27 protein-coding genes are annotated in these 24,296 nt (G+C 58.5%); 14 read left to right on the plus strand and 13 right to left on the minus strand.

What is annotated here, in order from left to right; translation table 11 throughout:
• Position 1: 1 nt before the first annotated feature.
• From yjgA to LWH94_RS14470, 12 genes are all read right to left on the minus strand, one after another.
• Positions 2–529 carry a ribosome biogenesis factor YjgA gene (gene yjgA / locus LWH94_RS14415; protein WP_199457167.1) on the minus strand — a complete coding sequence of 176 codons (528 nt, stop codon included), beginning with the start codon at positions 527–529 and terminating at the stop codon, positions 2–4.
• Between the two features lie 18 nt (positions 530–547).
• Positions 548–1,909 (minus strand): magnesium transporter, encoded by a 1,362-nt coding sequence (mgtE, locus tag LWH94_RS14420; RefSeq protein WP_022989681.1) that lies wholly within the window; start codon positions 1,907–1,909, stop codon positions 548–550.
• An 86-nt stretch (positions 1,910–1,995) separates the two neighbouring features.
• Positions 1,996–2,265 carry an HPr family phosphocarrier protein gene (locus LWH94_RS14425; RefSeq protein WP_022989680.1) on the minus strand — a complete coding sequence of 90 codons (270 nt, stop codon included), beginning with the start codon at positions 2,263–2,265 and terminating at the stop codon, positions 1,996–1,998.
• A gap of 6 nt (positions 2,266–2,271) precedes the next feature.
• Positions 2,272–3,156, minus strand: coding sequence for an RNase adapter RapZ (rapZ, locus tag LWH94_RS14430; protein ID WP_232902661.1), 885 nt, complete (start codon positions 3,154–3,156; stop codon positions 2,272–2,274).
• 34 nt (positions 3,157–3,190) lie between these two features.
• The gene (gene ptsN / locus LWH94_RS14435; protein WP_058341304.1) at positions 3,191–3,661 is read right to left on the minus strand and encodes a PTS IIA-like nitrogen regulatory protein PtsN; all 471 of its coding nucleotides are present in this window, start codon (positions 3,659–3,661) and stop codon (positions 3,191–3,193) included.
• A 95-nt stretch (positions 3,662–3,756) separates the two neighbouring features.
• Positions 3,757–4,059, minus strand: a complete 303-nt coding sequence (hpf, locus tag LWH94_RS14440; RefSeq protein ID WP_022989677.1) for a ribosome hibernation promoting factor — start codon at positions 4,057–4,059, stop codon at positions 3,757–3,759.
• An 82-nt stretch (positions 4,060–4,141) separates the two neighbouring features.
• Positions 4,142–5,674 carry an RNA polymerase factor sigma-54 gene (locus LWH94_RS14445; RefSeq protein WP_232902686.1) on the minus strand — a complete coding sequence of 511 codons (1,533 nt, stop codon included), beginning with the start codon at positions 5,672–5,674 and terminating at the stop codon, positions 4,142–4,144.
• A gap of 133 nt (positions 5,675–5,807) precedes the next feature.
• Positions 5,808–6,533 carry an LPS export ABC transporter ATP-binding protein gene (gene lptB / locus LWH94_RS14450; protein WP_022989675.1) on the minus strand — a complete coding sequence of 242 codons (726 nt, stop codon included), beginning with the start codon at positions 6,531–6,533 and terminating at the stop codon, positions 5,808–5,810.
• Positions 6,511–7,080: a lipopolysaccharide transport periplasmic protein LptA gene (gene lptA, locus LWH94_RS14455; RefSeq protein WP_232902662.1), complete on the minus strand. Its 570-nt coding sequence runs from the start codon at positions 7,078–7,080 to the stop codon at positions 6,511–6,513. Before lptA ends, lptB begins: the two co-directional genes overlap by 23 nt.
• On the minus strand, positions 7,064–7,663 hold the full coding sequence (lptC, locus tag LWH94_RS14460; RefSeq protein WP_232902663.1) for an LPS export ABC transporter periplasmic protein LptC: 600 nt from the start codon (positions 7,661–7,663) through the stop codon (positions 7,064–7,066). The genes lptA and lptC overlap by 17 nt, the downstream gene beginning before the upstream one ends.
• On the minus strand, positions 7,660–8,241 hold the full coding sequence (locus LWH94_RS14465; RefSeq protein WP_232902664.1) for a KdsC family phosphatase: 582 nt from the start codon (positions 8,239–8,241) through the stop codon (positions 7,660–7,662). The genes lptC and LWH94_RS14465 overlap by 4 nt, the downstream gene beginning before the upstream one ends.
• Positions 8,242–9,231 (minus strand): KpsF/GutQ family sugar-phosphate isomerase, encoded by a 990-nt coding sequence (locus LWH94_RS14470; RefSeq protein WP_058341299.1) that lies wholly within the window; start codon positions 9,229–9,231, stop codon positions 8,242–8,244. It lies immediately after the preceding gene.
• A gap of 138 nt (positions 9,232–9,369) precedes the next feature.
• Here LWH94_RS14470 and LWH94_RS14475 point away from each other — a divergent pair, with 138 nt between their 5' ends.
• The 11 genes from LWH94_RS14475 (at position 9,370) to LWH94_RS14525 (ending at position 18,647) form a co-directional block, all read left to right on the plus strand.
• A complete protein-coding gene (locus LWH94_RS14475; protein WP_232902665.1) occupies positions 9,370–10,182 on the plus strand; it encodes an ATP-binding cassette domain-containing protein in 813 nt (270 codons plus the stop codon).
• Positions 10,179–10,961 (plus strand): lipid asymmetry maintenance ABC transporter permease subunit MlaE, encoded by a 783-nt coding sequence (gene mlaE, locus LWH94_RS14480; RefSeq protein WP_232902666.1) that lies wholly within the window; start codon positions 10,179–10,181, stop codon positions 10,959–10,961. Before LWH94_RS14475 ends, mlaE begins: the two co-directional genes overlap by 4 nt.
• Positions 10,962–10,983: 22 nt before the next feature.
• Positions 10,984–11,433 carry an outer membrane lipid asymmetry maintenance protein MlaD gene (gene mlaD, locus LWH94_RS14485; protein ID WP_232902667.1) on the plus strand — a complete coding sequence of 150 codons (450 nt, stop codon included), beginning with the start codon at positions 10,984–10,986 and terminating at the stop codon, positions 11,431–11,433.
• Between the two features lie 38 nt (positions 11,434–11,471).
• Positions 11,472–12,125, plus strand: coding sequence for an MlaC/ttg2D family ABC transporter substrate-binding protein (locus LWH94_RS14490; protein ID WP_022989667.1), 654 nt, complete (start codon positions 11,472–11,474; stop codon positions 12,123–12,125).
• On the plus strand, positions 12,122–12,433 hold the full coding sequence (locus LWH94_RS14495; protein WP_058341294.1) for an STAS domain-containing protein: 312 nt from the start codon (positions 12,122–12,124) through the stop codon (positions 12,431–12,433). The genes LWH94_RS14490 and LWH94_RS14495 overlap by 4 nt, the downstream gene beginning before the upstream one ends.
• A gap of 60 nt (positions 12,434–12,493) precedes the next feature.
• Complete coding sequence (locus tag LWH94_RS14500; RefSeq protein ID WP_022989665.1) at positions 12,494–12,742, plus strand: BolA family protein; 249 nt, start codon at positions 12,494–12,496, stop codon at positions 12,740–12,742.
• A gap of 19 nt (positions 12,743–12,761) precedes the next feature.
• Positions 12,762–14,024, plus strand: coding sequence for a UDP-N-acetylglucosamine 1-carboxyvinyltransferase (gene murA / locus LWH94_RS14505; protein ID WP_232902668.1), 1,263 nt, complete (start codon positions 12,762–12,764; stop codon positions 14,022–14,024).
• Positions 14,025–14,051: 27 nt separating this feature from the next.
• Positions 14,052–14,702, plus strand: coding sequence for an ATP phosphoribosyltransferase (gene hisG / locus LWH94_RS14510; RefSeq protein WP_232902669.1), 651 nt, complete (start codon positions 14,052–14,054; stop codon positions 14,700–14,702).
• A 361-nt stretch (positions 14,703–15,063) separates the two neighbouring features.
• Complete coding sequence (gene hisD, locus LWH94_RS14515; protein ID WP_232902670.1) at positions 15,064–16,368, plus strand: histidinol dehydrogenase; 1,305 nt, start codon at positions 15,064–15,066, stop codon at positions 16,366–16,368.
• A 253-nt stretch (positions 16,369–16,621) separates the two neighbouring features.
• Positions 16,622–17,683, plus strand: coding sequence for a histidinol-phosphate transaminase (hisC, locus tag LWH94_RS14520; protein ID WP_232902671.1), 1,062 nt, complete (start codon positions 16,622–16,624; stop codon positions 17,681–17,683).
• A gap of 220 nt (positions 17,684–17,903) precedes the next feature.
• The gene (locus tag LWH94_RS14525) at positions 17,904–18,647 is read left to right on the plus strand and encodes a Nif3-like dinuclear metal center hexameric protein (RefSeq protein WP_232902672.1); all 744 of its coding nucleotides are present in this window, start codon (positions 17,904–17,906) and stop codon (positions 18,645–18,647) included.
• Positions 18,648–18,936: 289 nt separating this feature from the next.
• Here LWH94_RS14525 and LWH94_RS14530 read toward each other — a convergent pair whose 3' ends face one another.
• Positions 18,937–19,374 (minus strand): YhcB family protein, encoded by a 438-nt coding sequence (locus tag LWH94_RS14530; protein WP_022990657.1) that lies wholly within the window; start codon positions 19,372–19,374, stop codon positions 18,937–18,939.
• 233 nt (positions 19,375–19,607) lie between these two features.
• On the opposite strand from LWH94_RS14530, the gene zapE reads away from it, so the two are divergent.
• The 3 genes from zapE to LWH94_RS14545 all read left to right on the plus strand — a co-directional run bounded on the left by zapE (position 19,608) and on the right by LWH94_RS14545 (position 24,203).
• Complete coding sequence (gene zapE, locus LWH94_RS14535) at positions 19,608–20,708, plus strand: cell division protein ZapE (protein ID WP_208618749.1); 1,101 nt, start codon at positions 19,608–19,610, stop codon at positions 20,706–20,708.
• A gap of 273 nt (positions 20,709–20,981) precedes the next feature.
• Positions 20,982–22,808 (plus strand): DUF1302 domain-containing protein, encoded by a 1,827-nt coding sequence (locus LWH94_RS14540; RefSeq protein ID WP_232902673.1) that lies wholly within the window; start codon positions 20,982–20,984, stop codon positions 22,806–22,808.
• Positions 22,809–22,841: 33 nt separating this feature from the next.
• Positions 22,842–24,203 (plus strand): DUF1329 domain-containing protein, encoded by a 1,362-nt coding sequence (locus LWH94_RS14545; RefSeq protein ID WP_232902674.1) that lies wholly within the window; start codon positions 22,842–22,844, stop codon positions 24,201–24,203.
• The last annotated feature ends 93 nt before the right edge of the window (positions 24,204–24,296 follow it).

Below are 24,296 nucleotides of genomic sequence, written 5' to 3' on the forward strand. Positions count from 1 at the left end.
ATTACTGCTGCTCGGCGTCGTCGATCCATTCCCGCAGGGCGCGGAACAGTTTTCGGGACTGGCCGGTATTCTTCTCTTTCTCCACATCCTTGCGGGCGTTGCGCACCAGGTTGCGCAGATGCTGCACCTCGGCGGTCGGACAGTAGTCGATAAACTCGCCCACGACCTTGTCGCCTTCGGCGATCATCCGGTCGCGCCAGCGCTCGGCCAGGTGGTGCCGGCGCGTGTGTTCCTCGCTGCCGGCGTGGAAGGCATCAATGGCCCGGCTCACCGCTTCAGGGTCATCTTCCTGGCGGATCACCTTGCCGATGTATTGCAGGTGCCGGCGCCGGGCTTCGCGCTGGTTAATCCGGCGTGATTCCACAATGGCGGCTTTCAGGGTTTCGCTGATGGTCAGCGAGGCCAGTTGTTCATCGCTCAGGTCCAGCATGCGTTTGCCCAGTTCCTGCAGAGCGTGCATTTCCCGTTTGAGCTGGGATTTACTGGGGCCGAAATCTTCCTCGAACTGGTCTTCGTGTTGGTCTGTCATGGCAATCAGGCTTGTCTGTCAGGCGTAGAAAAGGGTGGCCAATCCCAGGAAGGCCATGAAACCGACAACATCGGTTACCGTTGTCAGGATAACGCTGCCGGCCAGCGCCGGGTCAATGTTCCGGGATTTCAGGAACAGGGGCAACACCGTGCCCACCAGGGCCGCTGCTACCAGGTTGATCACCAGGGCAGCGGCAATTACCGCACCAATCAGCCAGTCGTTGAACCAGAGCACCGCGGCGGTCGCCACCACCAGGGCCCATAACAGGCCGTTGAGTACGCCGGAGAGAAACTCCCGGTTCAGCAGCCAGCCTACGTTGGCGCCGCTGATCTGGCCCACGGCCATGCCGCGGATGACCAGGGTGAGGGTCTGGCTGCCGGCAATACCGCCCATGCTGGCCACGATAGGCATCAGTACCGCCAGGGCCACCACCTTGGAGATGGTTTCTTCAAACAGGCCGATGACGGCCGAGGCGGTAAAGGCGGTAATCAGGTTTACGCCCAGCCAGACGGCCCGGCGCTTAGTGGTTTTCATCACCGGGGCAAAGGTGTCTTCGTCTTCATCCAGGCCGGCCATGCTCATCAGGGAATGGTCGGCGTCGTCCCGGATAACGTCGACCACGTCATCGATGGTGATCCGGCCGAGCAGCCGGTTGCTTTCATCCACCACCGGCGCGGAGATCAGGTCGTAGCGCTCGAACAGGGTGGCAACCTTGGTGTCGGACAGGGTGACGTGAATCGGCTCTATGTCGGTATCCATAACCTCCCGCACGGTTGCGCCGGGATTGGATACCAGCATGCGGGTAATGGGCAGAATACCGATAAATTCGTCGCGCCGGCTGACCACAATCAGGCTGTCGGTCATCGGCGGCAGGGTACGGTGCCGGCGCAGGTACCGCAGAACAACGTCAATGGTGATGTCCGGGCGCACCGTCACCGTATCGGTGTTCATCAGGCCACCGGCGGTGTCTTCCGGGTAGGAGAGTACTTCCTCTACCCGCTGCCGGTCCTGCTCGTCCATGGTATCCAGGACTTCCTGGATCACCGTATCCGGCAACTGCTGCAGCAAGTCGGCCAGGTCGTCCGATTCGAAGTCTTCCAGCAGGTTGGCCAGTTCCTGGGCGTTGAACTCGCTCAGGAAGTCGGCCCGGATGTCGTCCGACATGTACTGGAGGACTTCACCTTCCAGTTGCTTGTCGACCAGCTTCCACAGCAAAACCCGCTGCCGTGGCGGGGAAGATTCCAGCAGGTGGGCAATATCACTGGGGCTCAGGCCGCCATTCAGGATGCGCGCTACCTGTTTGAGGGCACCACTGTCGAGGGCCTCACTGAGGGAGCGAAGCCGCTGTCGGGCCTGACTTTTTTCCAGAATGTCGGTCATGAAACCACCTGCGATCAGAAAACCTTTGTATTATAGCGGAGTTAGGTTACACAGGTGAGGAAGACTTGTAGGTGAATGGCGAAGTTTTATTCACCCTCGCCGAAATAGTCGTCGATCAGTGCAACCAGGGCGTCGATGGCTTCCTGTTCGTCCGGGCCATCGGCGGCCAGCTCCACTTCGGTACCCTGGCTGGCGGCCAGCATCATCACCTGCATGATGTTGCGGGCATCCACTTCCCGGCCCTTGGCCTTCAGGGTGATCTTGCTGTCAAACCGGGAGGCGGTGGTCACCAGCTTGTTGGTCGCCCGGGCGTGCAGCCCGAGCTTGTTGATGATAGTGATGGGGCGGCAGATCATGGCGGCTCAGATCTCCCCCCGGGCTTGCAGGTGGGGCAGCTCGGTGTGGCGCACCTGCACGTTGCGGTACTGCGTGCGAAAGTAATCTCCCAGCTGCTCGCACACATACACCGACCGGTGCTGGCCACCGGTACAGCCGATGGAAATGGTCATATAGCTGCGGTTGCTGTCGGCAAAGGGCGGTAGCCAGGTGTTCAGGAAACCGGTGAGGTCGTCCACCATTTGCCCGGTCAGGGGTTCCCGCTCCAGGAAATCGATCACCGGCTGGTCGGTGCCGGTGTGCTTGCGCAGGCTGGTGTCCCAATAGGGATTGGGCAGGCAGCGCACATCAAATACATAATCGGAATCCACCGGCACGCCGTGCTTGAAACCGAATGACTGGAACAGCAGGGCGATTTCCTGTTCCTTGCGGCCGGCCACCCGCTGTTTCACCATGTCGCGCAACTCGTACATGGATAGGCCGGTGGTGTTGATATACAGGTCGGCCAGCTTCGACAGCGGTTCCAGCAGCTGTTTCTCGTTGCTGATGGCTTCGCGCAGGGAGGTCTTGTCGTCGCTCAGGGGGTGCTTGCGCCGGGTGGCGTGGAACCGTTGCAGCAGGGATTGCTCGTCGGCATCCAGGAAGATGATTTCGATCTCGATCCCGGTATCACCCAGCCGCTGGTAGATGTCCTCGAAATTGGCCAGTTCACCAGACAGGTTGCGGGCATCGATACTGACCGCCATTTTCTTCAGGCGGCCGGGGGCCTCGTGGGCCACGGCTTCCCGGGTCAGGGGAAACAGCAGGCCGATGGGCAGGTTGTCTATGCAATAGAACCCCAGGTCTTCCAGTACGTGCAGTGCCGTACTCTTGCCCGACCCGGACCGGCCACTGACGATGATCAGCTTCATGGTTAGGCTTCTCCCGTACTTTGACAGCCCTCGGTTACTGGCTGTCGGTGGTCATGCCCTTATACAGGGAGTCGGCATCCTGGCATTTGCGCAGGCGCTCGCAGAATGCGCTGTCGTTGAAACGTTCGGCAAGCTGGCTCAACAGCTCCAGGTGCTCGCTGGTGGCTTCTTTGGGCACAACCAGGGCGAACACCAGGTCTACCGGCTGGTTGTCGATGGCATCGAAGTCCACCGGCTCGGCCAGGGTCATCAACACTCCGATTACCCGATCCAGGCCTTCCAGGCGGCAGTGGGGTATGGCGATACCCTGCCCGATACCTGTGCTGCCAAGACGCTCCCGGGACACCAGGTTGTTGAAGATGTCGTTATCGTTGAGAGTCTCGTCCTGATAGTGAATCCGCTCGGCAATAAACTCCAACACCCGTTTCTTGCTGGATGCCGGTACCTGGCACAGCGTCAGTGCCGGGGCCAGGATGTTGTCGATGGTCAGGGATGTATCGCTCATGGATTAACTGTGAACCCGTAAAAAAAAGGCTGCGGCCGGTAGCCCTGCCGCAGCTCGTTCGATTGAATTACCCGGTAGCCTGCGCCTGAAGGCGCTTAGCCGTTACCGTGCATCCGGTCTACGTTCTTTTCCTTGTGCTTGAGGATCTGGCGGTCAAGCTTGTCCACCAGGGCATCGATTGCCGCGTACATATCCTCGTTTTCAGCCTTTGCGTGAACCTCGCCACCCACAACGTGGAGGGTAGCTTCGGCCATCTGGCGAACTTTCTCAACTTCCAGCGTCACCTGACAGTTACTGATGTGGTCAAAGTGGCGCTCAAGCTTCTCGAACTTGGTGTTGACGTAATCCTTCAGTGCAGGGGTCAGTTCTACGTGATGGCCTGAAATGTTGAGTTGCATTGGCGTCTCCTGTTGTCATCATGCCGGCGTTCCGCCGGACTGAGTGCCAGGGCTTCGTGCCCCGGTGATTATTTGGTAAACGTTAAACCAGTCGTTTGCGTTCGTTCGAAGGAGGTATGTGCATGGCCTCCCGATACTTGGCCACGGTGCGCCGGGCCACGTTGATACCCTGTTCCCCTAGCATGGCCGCAATTTTGCTGTCGCTCAACGGCTTTTTCGGGGTTTCCTCTGCAATCAGTTTCTTGATCATGGCACGAATTGCGGTAGAGGAACACTCCCCGCCTTCGGCGGTGCCCACGTGGCTGGAGAAGAAATACTTCAGCTCGAAGATGCCCCGGGGTGTGTGCATGTACTTCTGGGTGGTTACCCGGGAGATGGTGGACTCATGCATCTCCACGGCCTGGGCGATGTCCGACAGGATCAGGGGCTTCATGGCCTCCTCACCCTGGTCCAGGAAGCCTTGCTGGTGCTCGACAATGCGGGTGGCCACTTTCAGCAGGGTTTCGTTGCGGCTCTGCAGGCTCTTGATGAACCACTTGGCTTCCTGCAACTGGTCGCGCAGGTAGGTGTTGTCGGCGCTGCTGTCGGCCCGGCGAATCAGCGAGGCGTAGCTGGCGTTCACCCGGATGCGCGGGGCAATTTCCGGGTTCAGTTCCACCCGCCACCGGCCTTCATGCTTGCGCACGATCACATCGGGGATTACGTAGTCGGTATCACCGTGATCAATCACATCCCCCGGTTTCGGGTTCAGGCTGGTAATCAGGGCCAGGACTTCCCGCAACTGGTCTTCCTTCAACCGGCTGCGGCGCAGCAGCTGCGCGTAGTCACGGTTACCCAGCAGGTGCAGGAACTGGGTGACAACCTGGCGCGCCTGGCGCAGCCAGGGGGTGTCCGGTGGCAACTGGTTCAGCTGGATCAGCAGGCACTCCTGAAGGTCCCGGGCAAACACGCCGGGCGGGTCGAAATGCTGCAGGCGGTGCAGCACGGCTTCTACCTCATCCAGGTCCAGCGGGTCTTCATCGCTGTCTTCACGCAGGCCGGCGTGGATTTCGTCCAGTGGTGAGGTGAGGTAGCCCCGGTCGTCCACGGCGTCCATCAGGGCGTGGGCGATGGCCTGGTCCCGTTCGCTCAGGGGGGTGAGGTTCAGCTGCCATTCCAGGTGATCCCGCAGGGTTTCCGCAGGGGAGTTGCGGGTTTCGAAGTCCGAGTCGTTCTCGTCGTCGTCTTTCGCAGCGCTGGCCGGGGCGGTCTGGTAGATATCTTCCCAGGCGGTATCGACCGGCAAGTCGTCAGGAATGGTGTCGGTAATGTCGTTTTCCGAGTTCCAGTCCGGCCCGTTTTCGGATTCGTCCCAGTCGTTACTGCTTTCCGGGGCGTTGTCATCCTGGGCGCTGGCGGTTTCGTTATCCTGGTCGTCAGAACTTTGCGGTTCGGTGGTGTCGTCCGGGCCGTGATCGTCGTCCTCGGCGGTTTCCAGCATGGGGTTGGAGTCCAGCGCCTGCTGGATTTCCTGCTGGAGATCGAGGGTAGAAAGCTGCAACAGGCGGATGGCTTGCTGCAACTGGGGCGTCATGGTCAGGCTCTGGCCCAGTTTTAGCTGTAACGAGGCTTTCATAACCATGGCTTTAGATCCATAACAGACTGGTATCCCGGTAAAAAATCGAATTTCCTTGCAAGATCTTTGCCGAGTTTACTTGTTACCGTTCTGCAACACAATCAGACCTCGGTGAAAGGGCGGGGCGCTCCGCTTAAAGGCGGAATTCGTCCCCCAGATACACCTCTTTTACCTGCTGGTTGGCGAGGATGGCCTCGGAGTTGCCGGAGGCAATGATGTGGCCGCCGGACACAATGTAGGCGTTCTCACAGATGTCCAGGGTTTCCCGCACGTTATGGTCGGTAATCAGTACGCCAATGCCCTTATCCCGCAGGTGCCGGATAATGTGTTTGATGTCGCTGACGGAAATGGGGTCTACCCCGGCGAAGGGCTCGTCCAGCAGGATGAAGGCAGGCTCCATGGCCAGGGCCCGGGCAATTTCCACCCGGCGACGTTCGCCACCGGACAGGGCCATGCCGAGGCTGTCCCGGATATGGGTGATGTGGAATTCTTCCAGCAGCTCTTCCAGCTTGGCTTCCCGGTCGGCCCGGTTCAGGCCCTTGCGGGTTTCCAGGATGGCCATGATGTTGTCCCGCACGGTGAGTTTGCGGAATACCGAGGCTTCCTGGGGCAGGTAACCGATACCCTTGCGGGCGCGGCCGTGCATGGGCAGCGGAGTGATGTCCTGGCTGTCGATGGTGATGCGGCCCCGGTCTGCCGGCACCAGGCCTACGATCATGTAAAAGCAGGTGGTTTTGCCGGCGCCGTTGGGGCCCAGCAGGCCGACGATTTCCCCGGAGCGGATCTCCAGGGAAACATCCAGGACCACTTTTTTCTGCTTGTAGCTTTTGGCCAGATTACTGGCCCTGAGTACTGCCATCAGAACCTTCCCCGTTGCTGGACTGGCCGGTGTTACGCGGCTGGATGACCATTTCGACCCGGCCGGAACCGCCGGTTTCTGTATTGCCGCCCTCGGCGGTGACCACCCGGCTGACCGTATTGTAATGAATGACGTCACCCTTGAAGGTGTTGCCTGCCTGTTCGATGACGGCTTGGCGCTCGAAGGTCAGCTGGTTGTCTTTCGCGGCCCAGGTAATGTTCAGGGCGCTGGCATTGGTCATGCCTTCGCCTTCCCGGGAGGGCTGGCGGTAATGGGCGGGTGATCCACTGGCTTCAATGCGGCTCAGGCCCTGGTCGTCCCGGTACAGCACAACGCGCTGGGCTTCCAGCCGGGTGCGGCCCTGCACCAGTTCCACGTCGCCGGTGTAGGTGGCCACGCCGGCGCTGTCATCCAGCCGGGCGGAGTCGGCACTCACCTGGATGGGGGTGTTCGAGTCCATATCAAAGGCCATCGCCGGGGCGGCCAGCATCAGCGCGGCAGCCAGCAGCGCCGGCGGATAAAAACGGAGCTTACCTGACGGTTTCATATTGCCCTTCCACCCGGGAGTTGAGTTCCAGTATGCGTTGATCAATCCAGGCCTTCATGCCGGTGGCCTGGGTGGTACCGAACGGCTCGGTAATGGTTACCGGCAGGTCGGTGAAAACGGTGCCTTCGTTGTTGTCCAGGGTCAGCGCTTCGGTGGCCAGCGTGGCCCGGGAGTCGCCGCTGGTGCGCAGTACGGTCACGTTGCCTTCCAGGTGCATCAGCCCCTGAGACTGCAGCAGGCTACCTGCATCAGCTTCAATTATCCACGGTTCGGCCTCACCCTCGCCGAACAGGCGGGCGCGCGGGTCTGTCATCCTGGCGCTGCTGTCGTGATCGAACTGCTCGATGCGGGGGCTGGTCATGTGGATTTCCAGGGTGCCCTGTTCATTCCAGGCCCGGTAGTCGGCGCCCACCACGAAGCCGTCCGGCTCGGCGGGGCCCCGAAGCTGTGCCGCTTCGGGATCGGGTACCGGTGGCTCGCCGCTTTGCCACATCAGGTAAACCGTGGCGGCAACCGTAGCCGCCAGGGCCAGGGTGCGCAGCCAGGGCTTGCCGGCCTGTGAGGAAAAGAACCGCTGGATCATGCCCGGTCGTCCTGTGATTCGGCCAGGTAGGGGGCCAGGGTTTTTTCTAGCTGGCCCTGGGCCCAGAGAATCAGTTCGCAGGCTTCGCGCACCGCGCCCTGACCGCCCGCTGCCTGTGTGCAGTAGTCGGCATGCTGGCGGACCAGCCAGTGGCCGTTGGGCACGCTGATGCCAAGGCCCGCGTACTGAAGGGCAGGGAGGTCCGGCAGGTCATCGCCCATATAGCCGATTTGCCCGGCGGTAATGTCCATGTCAGCCACCAGTTCCTGCAGGGCCACCCGCTTGTCTTCCCGGCCCTGCATCAGGTGGCTGATGCCCAGGTCGTTCATGCGCTTTTCGGTGAGCGGCGAGCGCCTTCCGGTAATCACCGCCACGGTAATGCCGGCATGCATCAGCTGTTTCAGGCCCAGGCCATCCAGGATGTTGAAGGTTTTCAGCTCGTCGTCGCCGGCGCTGAAGTACAGGCGGCCATCACTCATAATGCCGTCTACGTCAAAGGCCACCAGGCGGATGGCGGCGGCTTTGGCTTTCAGTGCGTCGTTCCACTGGTTTTGCAGGGGGTGAACCATGCCGGTCATTCAGATAACCCCCGCGCGCAGCAGGTCGTGCATGTTGATGGCGCCGGTCAGCTGGCCGTTTTCATCGGTGACCGGCAGGGCGTTGATCTTCAGTTCTTCCATCATGTTCAGGGCTTCGGCGGCCAGGTGGTCGGCGCGGATGGTTTTGCCGTGGCGGGTCATGACATCCCGGATGACAGTGGTGTGCACATCCACGGATTTATCCAGGGTACGGCGCAGGTCACCATCGGTGAAGATGCCGGTCAGTTCGCCCTTTGTATTCACTACCGTGGTCATGCCCAGGCCCTTGCGGGTGATTTCCAGCAGCGCGGTGCTGAGGCTGACATCCTCGAAGACTTTCGGAATCGCGTCGCCGGAATGCATGATGTCGGAGACCCGCAGCAGCAAGCGCCGGCCCAGGCTGCCACCGGGGTGGGAAAACGCGAAGTCTTCTGCGCTGAAGCCGCGGGCTTCCAGAAGGGCAACGGCCAGTGCATCGCCCATCACCAGGGTGGCGGTGGTGCTGGATGTGGGCGCCAGCCCCAGAGGGCAGGCTTCAATAGCGACGCTGACATCCAGGTTGGCGATGGCTTCCTTGGCCAGGACCGAGTTGGGGTTGCCGGTCATGCTGATCAGCGGAGCGCCCATGCGCTTGATCAGGGGCAGGATGGTAACCACTTCGCTGGTGCTGCCACTGTTGGAGATGGCAATGACCACATCCTGCGGGGTAATCATGCCCATGTCGCCGTGGCTGGCTTCGCCGGGGTGGACAAAGAATGAGGGAGTGCCGGTGCTGGCCAGGGTGGCGGCAATCTTGTTGCCGATGTGGCCGGATTTGCCCATGCCGGTCACCACCACGCGGCCCTTGCAGGCCATGATGACCTCGCAAGCCCGGGTGAAGTCGCCGTTAATGCGGCCTTCAAGGGCTTCGATAGCTTCCCGTTCGATGCGGATGGCCCGCAGGGCAGAGGTGCGGTAGTCCTGGCCACCTGAAGAATTGGAGTCTGTCATCTCGGCTGGTTTTCCCTCTGTCCGCTTGCTCGGTTTGGCTGCCCCGGCTACCATCCGGGGCCGTGAGCGATTGGCTGGCAAGTATATCATTTATGATCCTCTTGTCTTAATGTAGGCGCTCCCCGAGAAGGATGGATTATGGAGTCATCTGCTTACATAACACTTAAGGATGTGGTGTTTTCCCGAGGTGGTCGCCGCATTTTCGACGGCGTAACGCTGGATATACCCAAGGGCAAGATCACCGCCATTATGGGCCCCAGCGGCACGGGCAAGACCACGCTTTTGCGCCTGATCGGCGGCCAGCTAAGGCCGGATTCCGGGCAGGTTACCGTGGCCGGCCACAATGTGCCGGCCCTCAAGCGCAAAGACCTTTACCGGTTGCGGGAAAAAATGGGCATGCTGTTCCAGAGCGGCGCCCTGTTCACCGATCTGAGCGTTTATGAAAACGTGGCCTTCCCGCTGCGGGTGCATACCAGGCTGCCGGAAGACATGATCCGCGACATCGTGCTGATGAAGCTCGAAGCTGTGGGCCTGCGTGGTGCCCGCAAACTGATGCCATCGGAACTGTCCGGCGGCATGACCCGCCGGGTCGCACTGGCCCGCAGTATCGCCCTGGACCCGGAACTGATCATGTACGACGAGCCTTTCGCGGGGCAGGATCCCATTGCCATGGGTGTACTGGTCAAACTGATCCGGGACCTGAACAGTTCCATGGGGCTGACCAGCGTGCTGGTGTCCCACGATGTGCCGGAATCCCTCAGTATCTGCCACTACGCCTGCATCCTGGCAGACGGTAAAGTGATCGGAGAGGGCACCCCGGAGGAGCTGCGCCAGCACCCCTCTGACCGCGTGCAGCAATTTCTGAACGGCCAGCCCGATGGCCCGGTGCCGTTCCATTATCCGGCCAGCGACGCCGCAGCAGACTTCGGGGTAAGCGGAGGCGCGCTATGATTGACCGTATTGCCGCCCTGGGCCGTGGCGGGCTGGATGTGGTGTCTTCCGTTGGCCGGTCCGGGCGCTTCCTGGTAGGCGTTCTGGCAGGCTTTCCCCGGCCAGCCATCGGTTTTCCGCTGTTGCTGCGCCAGTTGTATTTTGTCGGTGTTCTGTCGCTGGCTATCGTGGTGGTTTCCGGATTGTTTATCGGCATGGTGCTGGGCCTGCAGGGCTACACCATTCTCAGTGATTACGGCTCTGAGGCCGCCATTGGCCAGATGATCGCGCTTACACTGGTACGGGAATTGGGGCCGGTGGTAACGGCGTTGCTGTTTGCCGGCCGGGCCGGTTCGGCGTTAACCGCGGAAATTGGCCTGATGAAAGCTACCGAACAGCTATCCAGTATGGAAATGATGGGCGTCGACCCCCTGCGCCGGGTGATAGCACCGCGGCTATGGGCGGGCTTTATTGCCATGCCGGTACTGGCCATGATTTTCTCGGTGGTCGGTATCTGGGGCGGCATGCTGGTGGGTGTGGACTGGCTCGGTGTGTTTGAAGGCGCGTTCTGGGGCAATATGCAGTCGTCAGTGGATTTTGTGGATGACGTGCTTAACGGCGTTATCAAGAGTGTGGTGTTCGGGTTTGTCTGTGCCTGGATTGCGGTGTACCAGGGCTACGATTGCGTACCCACCTCCGCCGGCATCAGCTCTGCCACCACCAAGACTGTTGTCTATTCATCGCTGGCGGTGCTCGGGCTGGACTTCGTCCTGACCGCCGTCATGTTCGGCGATTTCTGATCCAATTTTCAGGGAGCCTGCAATGGCACAAAGAACCACAGAAGTAATCGTAGGCCTGTTCATGATCGCCGGGTTGGCGGCCTTGCTGTTCCTGGCATTGCAGGTGAGTGGCCTGTCACCCAAATCGGCCGGTGATCGCTATACCCTGTATGCCAACTTCAATGACACCGGCGGCCTGGCGCCCCGGGGCAAGGTGTCGATGGCTGGTGTAACCATCGGTGCCATCGAATCCATCGAGCTGGATACGGAAACCTTTCAGGCCCGGGTAGTGCTGGCGATCGATGCCGATATTGACAACATTCCGGCGGACAGTGCAGCAGTAATACGTACATCCGGTTTGCTGGGAGATCAGTACATTGATATATCTGTTGGTGGCGACCTCGAGTCCCTGAGCCCGGGCGACACCTTTTATTCTACCCAGTCCGCCATGAACCTGGAGCGGCTGATCAGTAACTTTGCCTCCGGACGCTGATGCCGGGCAGAGCACAGAAACGAATACGGGAGAACACAATGCTTGCCCTGAAACAACGATTCATCTGGATGTTTGCCATGGTTGCCCTGGTGGCGGGCCAGGCCTGGGCCGGTCCGGAAGATGACCTGAAACAGTATGTAGACGAAAACACCCAGAAGCTGGTGCAGAAGCTCAATGAAGAAAAGGGCCTGTATGAACAGGATCCGGAAGCCTTCTACGCCAGCATGGATGAAACCCTGGACCAGTTTGTGGATTTTCGCCGCATTGCGGCCCGGGTGATGGGGCGCTACGCCCGCCAGACTTCCCCCGAACAGCGGGACGAGTTTGTGGCCAAGTTCAAGCGCAGCCTGTTCGATAGCTACGCCCAGGCGCTGGTGAGTGCCGAGAACTTCGAAATCAACGTGCTGGAAGCGGAAATCCTGGCTCAGAACGACGACCGTGCGTCTGTGCAGATGGAAGTAATCAGCGCGTCCGGCAACCGCTATCCGGTCACCTACTCCATGTACCGCAATGGCGAAGGCCGCTGGATGATGGAGAACGTGATTGTGGAAGGCGTGAACATCGGCCTGGCATTCCGGGATCGCTTTGCTCAGGAAATGGAGCAGAACCGTGGCCAGGTTCAGGCCGTGATTGATGGTTGGGGCGATGCTGTTGAAGCCCTGAAGCTTGATGAAGAGCTGGACCGTTCATGACCGCTCCGGCTGTCGAGCTCTCAGGTAATACTCTCGCCGTAACCGGTGAGGTGAACGCCGATACCGTGATCGCCCTGCGCAAGCAGGGTGAACAGTTGATCGGGGCGGCCAGCGGCCCGTTAACCGTTGACCTTTCCGGCCTGGCCACCGCCCACAGTGTGGTGTTGTCCATGCTGTTGTGCTGGCACCGGCTGGCCCTGGAAAAACAGCAACCCCTCACCTTTCAGGGTGCCAGCGACCGCCTGTTGTCGCTGGCCGCCCTCAGCAATCTGGAAGACCAGATTCCCGGATTTGCCACACACAGCTGACCGGCGCCCGGGAATTGGTTACAATTCCGCCCCTGATTTCAAACCAGTCGAGGAATCCCTATGGACGCCGCCCAGGTTACCGAACTTGTTAAAGAAGCCCTGCCCGGTTGTGAGGTTCAGGTACAGGTCGATGGCAGCCACTACCTTGTGGTTGCTGTGGGTGACGTATTTGAAGGCCTGCCCACCATCAAACGGCAGCAGATGATCAACAAGGTACTGTTCCAGCACATTATGGACGGCACCATTCACGCCCTTCACCCGAAAGCCTACACCCCGAGCGAGTGGGCCGAGCGGCAGGCCCAGGCCTGAACAGCACAGGACAAGTATTGTGGACAAACTTCTGATCGGGGGCCGCAAGCCCCTGGATGGCGAGATTCGCATTTCCGGCGCCAAGAACGCGGCACTGCCCATTCTGGCGGCCACGCTGCTGGCCGATGAGCCGGTAACCATCGGCAACCTGCCGCACCTGAACGACATCACCACCATGATCGAGCTGCTGGGCCGCATGGGCGTGGAGCTGATGATCGACGAAAAGATGAGTGTGGAAATTCACGCCAACACCATCAAGCACTTCCACGCGCCCTACGAGCTGGTGAAAACCATGCGCGCCTCCATCCTGGTGCTGGGCCCGCTGGTGGCGCACTTCGGCGAAGCGGAAGTGTCCCTGCCCGGTGGCTGTGCCATCGGTACCCGCCCGGTGAACCTGCACATCCACGGCCTGGAGCTGATGGGCGCAGACATCAAGGTGGAGAACGGTTACATCAAGGCGAAAACCAACGGTCGCCTGAAAGGTGCCCACATCTTCATGGATACCGTGACCGTAACCGGTACCGAGAACCTGTTGATGGCGGCCACCCTGGCGGAAGGCAAAACCATTCTGGAAAACGCCGCCCGGGAACCGGAAGTGGTCGACCTGGCCGAATGCCTGATCGCCATGGGCGCAGACATCAAGGGCCACGGCACAGCGACCATCGAGATCAACGGGGTAGAGCGCCTGCACGGTTGCCACTACAACGTACTGCCGGACCGTATTGAAACCGGCACCTACCTGGTGGCGGCAGCGGCGACCGGTGGCCGGGTAAAACTGAAAGACACCCGGGAAGACCTGCTGGAAGCAGTACTGCTGAAGCTGGAAGAAGCCGGCGCGGAAATCACCACCGGCCCGGACTGGATCGAGCTGGACATGAAGGGCAAGCGCCCGAAAGCGGTCAGCCTGCGCACGGCACCGTACCCGGCGTTCCCCACCGACATGCAGGCCCAGTTTGCGGCCATGAATGCCGTGGCGGAAGGCACCGGTACCATCGTGGAAACCGTGTTCGAAAACCGCTTTATGCACCTGCAGGAACTGATCCGCATGGGTGCGGACATTACCCTGGAAGGTAATGCGGCCATCATCAAAGGCGTGGAGCACCTGACCGGCGCACCGGTGATGGCCACCGACCTTCGGGCATCGGCCAGCCTTGTAATTGCGGCACTGGTCGCAGAAGGCGATACCATCGTAGACCGCATTTATCACATAGACCGCGGCTATGAATGTATTGAAGAAAAACTGCAGCTGCTGGGCGCAAGTATTCGCCGTTTGCCGGCATAATTAACCAACGGGAAACCGGATAGATCCATGACAGATTCCATCACCATCGCCTTGTCGAAGGGACGAATCCTCGAAGAAACCCTGCCTCTGCTGGCGGAAGCCGGTATTGAGCTGGTGGACGACGTGAAAAAGTCCCGCAAGCTGGTGTTTCCGACTACGGATCCGAACGTGCGGGTGCTGATTATCCGTGCCACGGATGTGCCCACTTACGTTCAGTACGGCGGCGCCGACCTGGGCGTGACCGGTAAGGACGTGCTGATGGAGCACGGCGGCGAGGGGCTGTACGAGCCGCTGGATCTGAACATTTCCCGCTGCCGGTTGATGACGGCTGGCAAGAAGGGTGAGCAGCCTCCGGCGGGGCGCATCCGCGTGGCCACCAAGTTTGTGAATCTGGCGCGGCGCTATTACGCAGCCCAGGGGCGGCAGGCGGATATCATCAAGCTCTACGGGGCGATGGAGCTGGCGCCGATTCTGGACCTGGCCGACGAGATTGTCGATATTGTCGATACCGGCAATACCCTGAAGGCCAATGGGCTGGAGCCGCGGGAGCTGATTGATTACATCAGCAGTCGGTTGGTGGTGAACCGGGCTTCCATGAAGATGAAGCATGGGCAGATTAACCCCATTATCGAAAAGATGGCACTGGCTGTGGATCGCCGGCGTTCTGAAGCGGAGTAGGGCGTCCTTTTCAACATGGGTGCTGTCAGCCCTTGGGAAGGCCTTTCCAAAAACCGCTACAAGCACATCCATGTGCGCTTATTTCGGGCCATCCTTGGCCCTCAAAATTTTTGGAAAGGCCTTCCCAAGGGCTTTTTTGAACTCTGTACATCGGACGCCGTCAGGTAGGCTCTTCCAAAAATTTGCGGAGCCATGGATGGCGGAGCAGAAGCGCCACATGGATGTGCCGCAGGAGCGGTTTTTGGAAGAGCCTACCTGATGGCGTGAGCTCCCAGGTTGAGAAGCTTTTTGTCGGTGGCCCGCAATTGCAGGCGGGTAATCCGGCAGCTGTGAGTAAACAATCCAACGCAGGATTTGAGATATGAACGACAAGATCACCAGACTGAATACCACACAGGGCGACTTTGACAGTGCGCTGGCCAAGCTGTTGGCGTGGGATGACAGTGTTGACCATCAGGTGAATGAGTCGGTTCGGCATATCCTGCGTGAGGTGAAAACCCGTGGCGATGCGGCGGTTCTGGAGTTTACGGAGAAGTTCGACCGGTTGAAGGTCAACTCCATGGCTGAGTTGGAGATGGATCAGGGGCGTCTGCAGGAGGCTTTGGAGCGGATTCCCCAGGATCAGCGGGTGGCTCTTGAGAAGGCTGCTGAGCGGGTTCGGGGTTATCATGAGCGGCAGAATCAGAAGTCCTGGCAGTATCAGGACGAAGACGGCACGGTTCTGGGGCAGAAGGTGACGCCGCTGGATCGGGCGGGTTTGTATGTGCCGGGAGGTAAGGCTGCGTATCCATCGTCTGTGCTGATGAATGCGATTCCTGCGAAGGTTGCCGGGGTTGCCGAGGTGATCATGGTGGTTCCTACGCCGGATGGCGTGGTGAACGACATGGTGCTGGCGGCGGCGGCGATTGCGGGTGTGGACCGGGTGTTTACCATCGGTGGCGCCCAGGCGGTTGCGGCGCTGGCGTACGGTACGGAAACTGTGCCTTCGGTGGACAAGATTGTGGGCCCGGGGAACATTTTCGTGGCCACGGCCAAGCGGGAGGTGTTTGGTGTGGTCGGTATCGACATGATCGCCGGGCCTTCCGAGATCCTGGTGATCTGCGATGGCAAAACCGATCCGGACTGGATTGCCATGGACTTGTTCTCCCAGGCCGAGCACGATGAGCAGGCCCAGAGTATCCTGGTGAGTCCGGATGCGGATTTCCTGGATGCCGTGGAAGCGAGCATTAACAAGCTGCTGCCGACTATGGAGCGTGAAGACATCATTCGCACTTCCATGCTGGGCCGTGGTGCACTGATCAAGGTGGCTGACCTGAAAGAAGCGGCTGAGGTGTCCAACCGCATTGCTCCTGAACACCTGGAGCTGTCGGTAGAAGACCCGCAGGCGATGCTGGATGATATCCGCCATGCCGGCGCCATCTTTATGGGTCGCTACACAGCAGAAGCTCTTGGCGACTACTGCGCGGGCCCGAACCATGTGTTGCCCACCAGCGGTACTGCCCGGTTCAGTTCCCCGCTGGGTGTATACGATTTTCAAAAACGATCGTCCCTGATTGGTTTTACTCCGGAAGGCGCTGACCGAATGGGGCGTGTGGCTTCTGTGTTGGCGCGCGGTGAAGGCCTTACGGCCCATGCCCGTTCAGCTGAGTACCGTATCAAAGACTGACTGATTCCTGCGGTGTCCTTGGGTGCTGCTGGTCCATCTGAATAGCTTGAGAGCCGGGTTGGTTGTACTGGAAGGTTCGAATAGCAGGGCAGGTAGGGCTTTCCAAAAATTTGCGGAGCCATGGATGGCGGAGCAGAAGCGCCACATGGATGTGCCGTAAGGAGCGGTTTTTGGAAAGCCCTACCTGCCCTGCGAAAACTCCCAAATAAATACAACCAACCCGGCTCCTGCACCATTTTGGAGTTCAAGAGATATGAGTAAATACTGGAGCCCGCTGGTCAGCGAATTGCAGCCGTACGTACCTGGCGAACAGCCAAAAATGGCTAATTTGGTGAAGCTGAACACCAATGAAAATCCTTTTGGCCCATCGCCAAAAGTGATAGAAGCCATTCAGAAAGAGTTGAACGACAATCTTCGTTTATACCCTGATCCGGAAGGACAGGCGCTGAAAGAAGCTATCGCCGACTACCACGTCGATTTTGCGATTAATGCAAAGCAAGTGTTTGTCGGCAACGGCTCGGACGAAGTTCTTGCGCACATTTTTCAGGGTTTGCTGAAACACGACAAACCGATCCTGTTCCCGGACATCACCTACAGCTTCTATCCGGTATACTGCGGCCTGTACCAGATCGAAAGCACGGTGATTCCGCTGACCGACAGCTTCGAGATCAACCCGGAAGACTACAAACGCCCTAACGGTGGCATCATCTTCCCGAACCCGAACGCGCCGACTGGTCGCTACCTGGGCCTGCAACATGTGGAAGAGATCCTGCAAGCCAACCCCGACAGCGTGGTGGTGGTAGACGAAGCTTATGTGGACTTCGGCGGTGATACGGCGATTCGCCTGGTAAACCAGTATCCGAATTTGCTGGTTTGCCAGACCCTCTCCAAGGCCCGTTCGCTTGCTGGTCTGCGTGTTGGTTTTGCAGTGGGTAACGAAGAGCTGATCGAGGCCCTGAATCGGGTTAAGGATAGCTTCAACTCCTATCCGCTGGACCGCCTGGCGTTGGTTGGAGCCGTTGCTGCATTCGAAGACAAACAGTGGTTTGAAGATTCTTGTAGCGGTGTGATTCGTGAGCGGAAGAGGGTGACGGAAGAGCTTGAGCAGCGGGGTTTTGAAGTGCTGCCATCAAAAGCAAACTTTGTCTTCGCTCGTCATCCTGACCACGAAGGTGCAGAGATCGCGGCAAAGTTGAGAGAGCAGGGCATCATCGTTCGCCATTTCAACAAGCCACGAATTAGTGACTTCCTGCGAATCACCATTGGCACCAGCGATCAGAACAACGCTTTGGTCAAGGGCCTTGATTCTCTCTAGGCTGGCATAGAGTTGGAGTTAGGATCAGCGCTTTGGTTGTTGCGCAAAGCAAGGGGCTGGAAAGGCTTTCCAAAAACCGCTCCTTGCGGCACATCCATGTGGCGCTTCTGCTCCGCCATCCATGGCTCCGCACATTTTTGGAAAGCCTTTCCAGCCCCTCGCCTCGTACAGTGTGCGCGCTGATCCGTTCAGAAATATCGCAAGAATAAGGGAGGTAGACATGGCAAACCGAAGCGACGTTCTCGCGAAAATAAACGAATGGTTAGCGCCCGAAAATTTTCAGGACTATGCTCCGAACGGCCTGCAAGTTGAGGGCAGCGAGAGTGTAGGCGTTATCGTTTCAGGTGTGACTGCATCACAGGCCTTGATCGACGAAGCCGTAAAACAAAACGCCGATATGATCCTGGTCCACCACGGCTACTTCTGGAAAGGCGAAGACCAGACCATCCGTGGCATGAAAAAGAACCGCATCAAACAGCTCTTGGACAACGACATAAACCTCGTCCCCTACCACCTGCCACTGGATGACCACCCCGAGTACGGCAATAACCGCCAACTCGCCGATATACTTGGCCTCCAGAATCCACGCCCAATGGGTGGATTAGTGTGGCAAGGTGAATTACCCGAAGCCATGTCATCCGAAAAGTTCGGCCTGCACCTCGCCAGAGCCCTGCACCGGCAGCCCCTTCACGTAGGCAATGGCCCGGAAATGATCAAGACTGTCGCCTGGTGCACCGGGGCTGCGCAAGGGTTCATCAACGCGGCTTTGGATGCGGGTGTCAACGCCTACATCAGCGGCGAGATCTCCGAGCCGACGACTCATACGGCCAGAGAGTGCGGGATTCACTACTACGCGGCCGGTCACCATGCGACTGAACGTTATGGTGTTCGGGCGTTGGGAGAGGCATTAGCAAGGGAATTCGGAGTAAAGCACCAGTTCATCGACTGCGATAACCCGGTGTAACGATAGTGTGCGATGAGTACATGCGGGTAAAAATTCAGTTTATTGGAAAGTCTTTTTGAAGACTGAGAGGCGGATAGTAGAGGGTTATGATCGGCCAGTCTGGGGAACGGCTTTCCAAAAATTTGCGGAGCCATGGATGGCGGAGCAGAAGCGCCACAGGGATGTGCCGCAAGGAGCGGTTTTTGGAAAGCCGTTCCCCAGACTGGCCAGACACCAAACTCAGAAGGCTAGGAGAGTCGTGGTACCAAGCCAGAAAACCAAACCCCCATATCAGGGGGCTAATATGTAATTAAGCTGACCGCTTAGAACCATCCGCATTCAGGCCATAATCTTCAGCCAAAGTACCCTTAGCCTCCGGATCAGACTTCGGAGCATAATCCCGAGGCGGCTCGGAAGGCTCAGCCTCCGAATGGCCAAGGCGACCCGAAGAATCCTGCCCCAGCTCCTCCAGCCAGTCTTCATCATTGCACAGACGATTCGCGCCCCGGGCCATATGCTGATTCACATCCCGGTACGTATCGTTAAACCGCCGCAGCAAATGCGCAGACTCCATAAAATGCTCATTCACCTGGGCCTGATACCGCGTAAACTCACTACGCAACTCATCAACCTGCTGCTCCGCCCGGCGCTGTCGCAACGAAGCTCCCTGACCAGACCGGCCAAACATAAGCCCGATGACAATGCCAACCACCAACGCGACAACCGCCGCCACAATCAGGTTTGTCATATAAAAATCGTCCTTTCATTGCCTGCAAGTGAGCCATTCCTCATTCAAGCAGTATAACCCCCCGAACGGATGTATCCCATGCCGAAACACTGCGCCAATCGTCTTATTGCCCCGGCGCCCGTGCGGCGTGGCGAAAAAACGTGAAATAAGCGACAATACCGCGCCCGAAAATCCACCTAGCAGGCAGGAAAATCCTGATGACAGAAGCCATGTCCTCCGAAACCGTCGCGAACCTGACCCCTTGGCAACGCTACCAAAAGGATCTTGAGCGCCCGGACTTTCACAAGGATCCGGCCCAGGAAGATGCCGTGAAGCGCCTGCAGGCACTGTACGACAAACTGGTGGAAGCCGAAAGCGAACGCAGCAAGGGCGGCCTGTCCAAGCTCCGCCGCAAACTGAAGAAGGGTAAGGAAGATCCGGTCAAAGGCCTGTACTTCTGGGGCGGCGTTGGCCGTGGTAAAACCTACCTGATGGACACCTTCTTCGAGGCGCTGCCGTTTGATCGCAAAATGCGTGTGCACTTTCACCGCTTTATGCAGCGGGTGCACAACGAGCTGAAGCAGCTCAAAGGCGAGAAGAACCCGCTGGAAATGGTCGCGAAGAAATTTGCAGACGAAACCCGGGTTATCTGTTTTGACGAATTCTTTGTGTCCGACATCGGCGACGCCATGATCCTCGCCACCCTGATGGATGGCCTGTTCAGCCGGGGTGTTACCCTGGTGTGTACCTCCAACATCGTGCCGGATGGCCTCTACAAAGACGGCCTGCAGCGGGCCCGTTTCCTGCCAGCCATCGCCCTGGTGAAACAGCACACCGATGTGGTGAATGTCGACGGTGGTGTGGACTACCGGCTTCGTACCCTGGAGCAGGCGGAGCTCTACCACTGCCCGCTGGACGACCAGGCCGATATCAGCCTGCGTAACAGCTTCGATGCCCTGGCGGTAGAAGCGGCAAAGCACAGCAAAACCATGGAAATCAACGGCCGCAAAATCCCCGCCGAAGCCCATGCGGACGACGTGGTGTGGTTCGATTTCAAAGCCGTGTGCGACGGCCCCCGCAGCCAGAACGACTACATCGAAATGGCCCGCCAGTTCCACGCCATCATCATCAGCAACGTGCCGCAGCTGGGCAAGAACAACGACGACCAGGCCCGCCGGTTTATCAACATGATCGATGAGTTCTACGACCGCAACGTAAAAGTCATCATCTCCGCCGCCGCGCCCATCACCGAGCTGTACACCGGCGGCCGGCTGAGCTTCGAGTTCGAGCGCACTGAGTCCCGGTTGCTGGAAATGCAGTCCCGGGAGTATCTGGAAGCACCGCACAAGCCTTAAAGAGCCATTCGGCCACGGACACTCGTGGTCGCCCTACCCAAGCTTCGCCCTTGGTCATTCCGAAGTGGTTGCACTCCCGAATCTTGTCTATAGTGAGGGAGTGCGAGAACACCATGAACGGAGAGTGACTGCAAAATCATACTTTTGACTGATCAAAGCCCCCACAGGCCTTGGATATAGTGCAAGCATCACGGCACTGTAAGTACAGCCGCCAGGACAAAAACACCAGAACAACCGAGCAGCGACTCAGAACAACAACGGAGTAGCCTTCCAATGACAAGAAAAACTCAACCGTGGCAGCGTTGGACCAAGTTACCACTGGCCGTAGCCATAGCCGCCGGCGTATCCACACCGGCCTCCGCCATTTCGTTTTACATGGGCGATGTAGACGCTCAGTTCAACACGACGCTGTCTGCGGGTGTTGGCTGGCGGGTGGAAGATCCGGACAGCCGCCTGATTGCCCAGGGCAATCTGGGGCCTGAGTATGCGTTTGGTCCTGTCGGCGCCTCAACTAATAACTATGATGACGGTAACCTCAACTTCGAAAAGGGCGATACCTACTCTAAGGTCGTCAAAGGTAACAGTGAGCTGTTTATCGATTATTCGGTCGATAGCAATGTCCTGACGCGTGTTGGTGGCTTGCTCCGTGGTCGTTATTGGTACGACTTTGAGTTGAAAGACGAAAAGCGTGCAATTGATCCAGTCGGTCAGCGCCGGTCACTAAGCCCGGACGGTATGGATAACGCCTCTGGCGGAGAGATCCTCGATGCTTACGTATTCTCTGATTGGTATTTCGGTGATGTGCCAGTCAGCCTGCGTTACGGTAAACAAGTTGTATCCTGGGGCGAAAGTACCTTTATTCAGGGTGGTATCAACACCATCAACCCGATTGACGTTCCAGCCTTCCGTGCTCCGGGTGCCCAGCTGAAAGACGCATTGTTGCCCGTTGAGATGTTCTACATGTCTGCCGGTGTCACCGAAAATATCACACTGGAGACCTTCGTTCAGACAGACTGGGAAAAAGTGCGCATTGATGATTGTGGTACTTTCTTCTCGACCAACGACTTCGTAGCTGACGGCTGTGGCCCGGTTCTTCTGGCTGGTCAGCTGCCGGACTCGCAGGCTGAGGCCCAGGGCTTCTTTGCCCCCCGTGTGGGTGATCAGGAAGCGGATGCAAAAGACCAGTTCGGTGTTGCCATGCGTTGGTATGTTCCAGCCCTTAACGACTCTGAACTCGGCTTCTACTACATCAAGTACAACAGCCGACTGCCGTACATTAGCGGTGTTACCTCCAATCAGGCTGAAGGCGGTCGATTCCCTAGTTACTTTATTGAGTACCCTGAAGGTATTGACCTTTATGGTGTAAGTATCAACACAACGACGCCCGGCGGTTGGTCTCTGGGTGCCGAATACAGCTACCGTGACAAGTTGCCTATTCAGTGGAATGCTTTCGAACTGATTTACGGCGGTTTGCAGCGTGATACAAGCTTGCTCTATCAGCGAGAGGCTCCTCGCCTGCAAGAGCAGTATGGCACCACAGATAATTTGGCACTGTCAGGGTATGACAAGTATGGCGTTTCCCAGGCCCAGATGACTTTGATTAAGTTCTTTGATCAGATTATGGGCGCAAGCCGAATGTCCTTTGTAGGTGAAGTGGGCGCAACCTATGTTCATGATCTTCCGGGTAAAGACGAAGCCCGGTACGGACGCTCCGGCACCTTCGGTATTGGTGCCTTGCCCGGTGGGCAGTGTGAAGCTGGTGAGTCTGCCAACATCAATCCGACCTATTGCACCAACGACGGCTACGTAACTGACTTCTCCTGGGGTTACCGTGCCCGTTTTGTCTGGGACTACCCGAACGCGATTGCAGGCATCAACCTGTCTCCGCAAATTGCCTGGAGTCATGACGTAAAAGGCTACGCCCCGCAACCCGGTGGCGCCTTCAACGAAGGCAACAAATCCATCGGTTTGTCTCTGACAGGCGTATACCAGAACAAGATCACCGGCAACATCGGTTATACCAACTACTTCGGTGGCAAGCCGTATAACGAAATGACCGACCGGGATTTCGTGAGCGCGAGTGTTTCCTACTCCTTCTGAACCGGACCGAATTCGTTTAACGAGGTAACTTAAATGAAACTGAACAAGAAACTACTGGCCACCGGCGTTCTGACTGCAAGTTTGTTTGCAGGCCAGGCCTGGGGCGCGGTTTCTGCCCAGGAAGCAGCCAAGCTGGGTGATACCCTCACCCCGATGGGTGCGGAGAAAGCCGGCAACGGCGGCGACATTCCGGCCTGGGACGGCGGGCTTTCCACGCCTCCGGCCGGATACAAGGGGGACGGCATTTACGTGAACCCCTTCGCCGGTGAGCAACCGAAGTTTGTTATCGACCGGAGCAATGTCGACCAGTACGCAGACAAGCTGTCTCCGGGCCAGGTCGAGATGATCCGCAAGTACGATAACTACAGGATTCCGGTATATCCGACTCATCGTACCGCCACTTATCCGAAGAAGATCATGGATGAGACCGTAGCGAATGCGACCAAGGCAGAACTGGTGTCTGGCGGTAACGGTATCGACAACTACCAGGATGCCACGCCGTTCCCGATTCCCCAGAACGGCCTGGAAGTAATCTGGAACCACATTACCCGTTACCGGGGTGGCTCGGTGCAGCGTAACGTGGGTCAGGTAACTCCGACCGCGGGCGGCGACTTCTCTGTGGTGAAGTTCCAGGAAGAACTGGTGTGGAACAGCTACCTGACCGACTACGAGCCGGGTAAAGACGATAACGTCCTGTTCTACTTCAAGCAGTCGATCACCGCGCCGGCGCGCTTGGCGGGTAACGTACTGCTGGTTCACGAAACCCTGGACCAGGTAGCCGAACCACGCCGTGCCTGGTTGTACAACGCCGGCCAGCGCCGTGTTCGCCGTGCGCCCCAGGTTGCCTATGACGGCCCGGGTACCGCGGCTGACGGTATGCGTACCTCAGACAACCTGGACATGTACAACGGTGCTCCGGACCGCTACAACTGGGAGCTGATTGGCAAGAAAGAGATGTACATCCCGTACAACTCCTACAAGCTGCTGGATCGTGGCCTGAGCTACGACGAGATTATCCAGCCTGGCCACATCAACCAGGACCTGGCCCGTTACGAGCTGCACCGTGTGTGGCATGTGCGCGCCACCCTGAAAGAGGGCGAGCGCCACGTCTACGCCCAGCGTGACTTCTACATCGATGAAGACAGCTGGCAGGCTTCTGTGATCGACCATTACGATGGCCGTGGTGAGCTGTGGCGTGTGGGCGAAGCACATGCGGTTCAGATGTACGACCAGGACGTTCCCTGGTACGCCATCGAAGCACTGTACGACCTGCTCTCCGGTCGCTACCTGGCACTGGGCCTGACCAACGAGGAGAACACTCCGTACTCCTTCGGCGTTGAGCGCCAGTCCCGTGATTTCACTCCGGCCGCTCTGCGCCGGGCGGGAACTCGCTAATCGGTCTCACGTAACCGGTTGAGAAAGGCGGGCCAGCAATGGCCCGCCTTTTTTTGTGAGTGTTGTCACATTACAGCGCTGGAAAATCGTCAC

The organism is Marinobacter sp. G11, assembly GCF_021282325.1.
Classification (GTDB): domain Bacteria; phylum Pseudomonadota; class Gammaproteobacteria; order Pseudomonadales; family Oleiphilaceae; genus Marinobacter; species Marinobacter vinifirmus.

What these genes read in the sequence shown, in the direction of transcription:
- LWH94_RS14530 (WP_022990657.1), bottom strand. Translation starts at nt 19,374, where the DNA reads ATGACAAACCTGATTGTGGCGGCGGTTGTCGCGTTGGTGGTTGGCATT.
- LWH94_RS14525 (WP_232902672.1), top strand. Translation starts at nt 17,904, where the DNA reads ATGGCAAACCGAAGCGACGTTCTCGCGAAAATAAACGAATGGTTAGCG.
- LWH94_RS14465 (WP_232902664.1), bottom strand. Translation starts at nt 8,241, where the DNA reads ATGACCGGCATGGTTCACCCCCTGCAAAACCAGTGGAACGACGCACTG.
- LWH94_RS14490 (WP_022989667.1), top strand. Translation starts at nt 11,472, where the DNA reads ATGCTTGCCCTGAAACAACGATTCATCTGGATGTTTGCCATGGTTGCC.
- hpf (WP_022989677.1), bottom strand. Translation starts at nt 4,059, where the DNA reads ATGCAACTCAACATTTCAGGCCATCACGTAGAACTGACCCCTGCACTG.
- hisC (WP_232902671.1), top strand. Translation starts at nt 16,622, where the DNA reads ATGAGTAAATACTGGAGCCCGCTGGTCAGCGAATTGCAGCCGTACGTA.
- LWH94_RS14500 (WP_022989665.1), top strand. Translation starts at nt 12,494, where the DNA reads ATGGACGCCGCCCAGGTTACCGAACTTGTTAAAGAAGCCCTGCCCGGT.
- LWH94_RS14445 (WP_232902686.1), bottom strand. Translation starts at nt 5,674, where the DNA reads ATGAAAGCCTCGTTACAGCTAAAACTGGGCCAGAGCCTGACCATGACG.
- LWH94_RS14545 (WP_232902674.1), top strand. Translation starts at nt 22,842, where the DNA reads ATGAAACTGAACAAGAAACTACTGGCCACCGGCGTTCTGACTGCAAGT.
- LWH94_RS14475 (WP_232902665.1), top strand. Translation starts at nt 9,370, where the DNA reads ATGGAGTCATCTGCTTACATAACACTTAAGGATGTGGTGTTTTCCCGA.
- lptC (WP_232902663.1), bottom strand. Translation starts at nt 7,663, where the DNA reads ATGATCCAGCGGTTCTTTTCCTCACAGGCCGGCAAGCCCTGGCTGCGC.
- mgtE (WP_022989681.1), bottom strand. Translation starts at nt 1,909, where the DNA reads ATGACCGACATTCTGGAAAAAAGTCAGGCCCGACAGCGGCTTCGCTCC.
- yjgA (WP_199457167.1), bottom strand. Translation starts at nt 529, where the DNA reads ATGACAGACCAACACGAAGACCAGTTCGAGGAAGATTTCGGCCCCAGT.
- LWH94_RS14425 (WP_022989680.1), bottom strand. Translation starts at nt 2,265, where the DNA reads ATGATCTGCCGCCCCATCACTATCATCAACAAGCTCGGGCTGCACGCC.
- LWH94_RS14470 (WP_058341299.1), bottom strand. Translation starts at nt 9,231, where the DNA reads ATGACAGACTCCAATTCTTCAGGTGGCCAGGACTACCGCACCTCTGCC.
- mlaE (WP_232902666.1), top strand. Translation starts at nt 10,179, where the DNA reads ATGATTGACCGTATTGCCGCCCTGGGCCGTGGCGGGCTGGATGTGGTG.
- hisG (WP_232902669.1), top strand. Translation starts at nt 14,052, where the DNA reads ATGACAGATTCCATCACCATCGCCTTGTCGAAGGGACGAATCCTCGAA.
- lptB (WP_022989675.1), bottom strand. Translation starts at nt 6,533, where the DNA reads ATGGCAGTACTCAGGGCCAGTAATCTGGCCAAAAGCTACAAGCAGAAA.
- rapZ (WP_232902661.1), bottom strand. Translation starts at nt 3,156, where the DNA reads ATGAAGCTGATCATCGTCAGTGGCCGGTCCGGGTCGGGCAAGAGTACG.
- LWH94_RS14540 (WP_232902673.1), top strand. Translation starts at nt 20,982, where the DNA reads ATGACAAGAAAAACTCAACCGTGGCAGCGTTGGACCAAGTTACCACTG.
- lptA (WP_232902662.1), bottom strand. Translation starts at nt 7,080, where the DNA reads ATGAAACCGTCAGGTAAGCTCCGTTTTTATCCGCCGGCGCTGCTGGCT.
- LWH94_RS14495 (WP_058341294.1), top strand. Translation starts at nt 12,122, where the DNA reads ATGACCGCTCCGGCTGTCGAGCTCTCAGGTAATACTCTCGCCGTAACC.
- mlaD (WP_232902667.1), top strand. Translation starts at nt 10,984, where the DNA reads ATGGCACAAAGAACCACAGAAGTAATCGTAGGCCTGTTCATGATCGCC.
- hisD (WP_232902670.1), top strand. Translation starts at nt 15,064, where the DNA reads ATGAACGACAAGATCACCAGACTGAATACCACACAGGGCGACTTTGAC.
- ptsN (WP_058341304.1), bottom strand. Translation starts at nt 3,661, where the DNA reads ATGAGCGATACATCCCTGACCATCGACAACATCCTGGCCCCGGCACTG.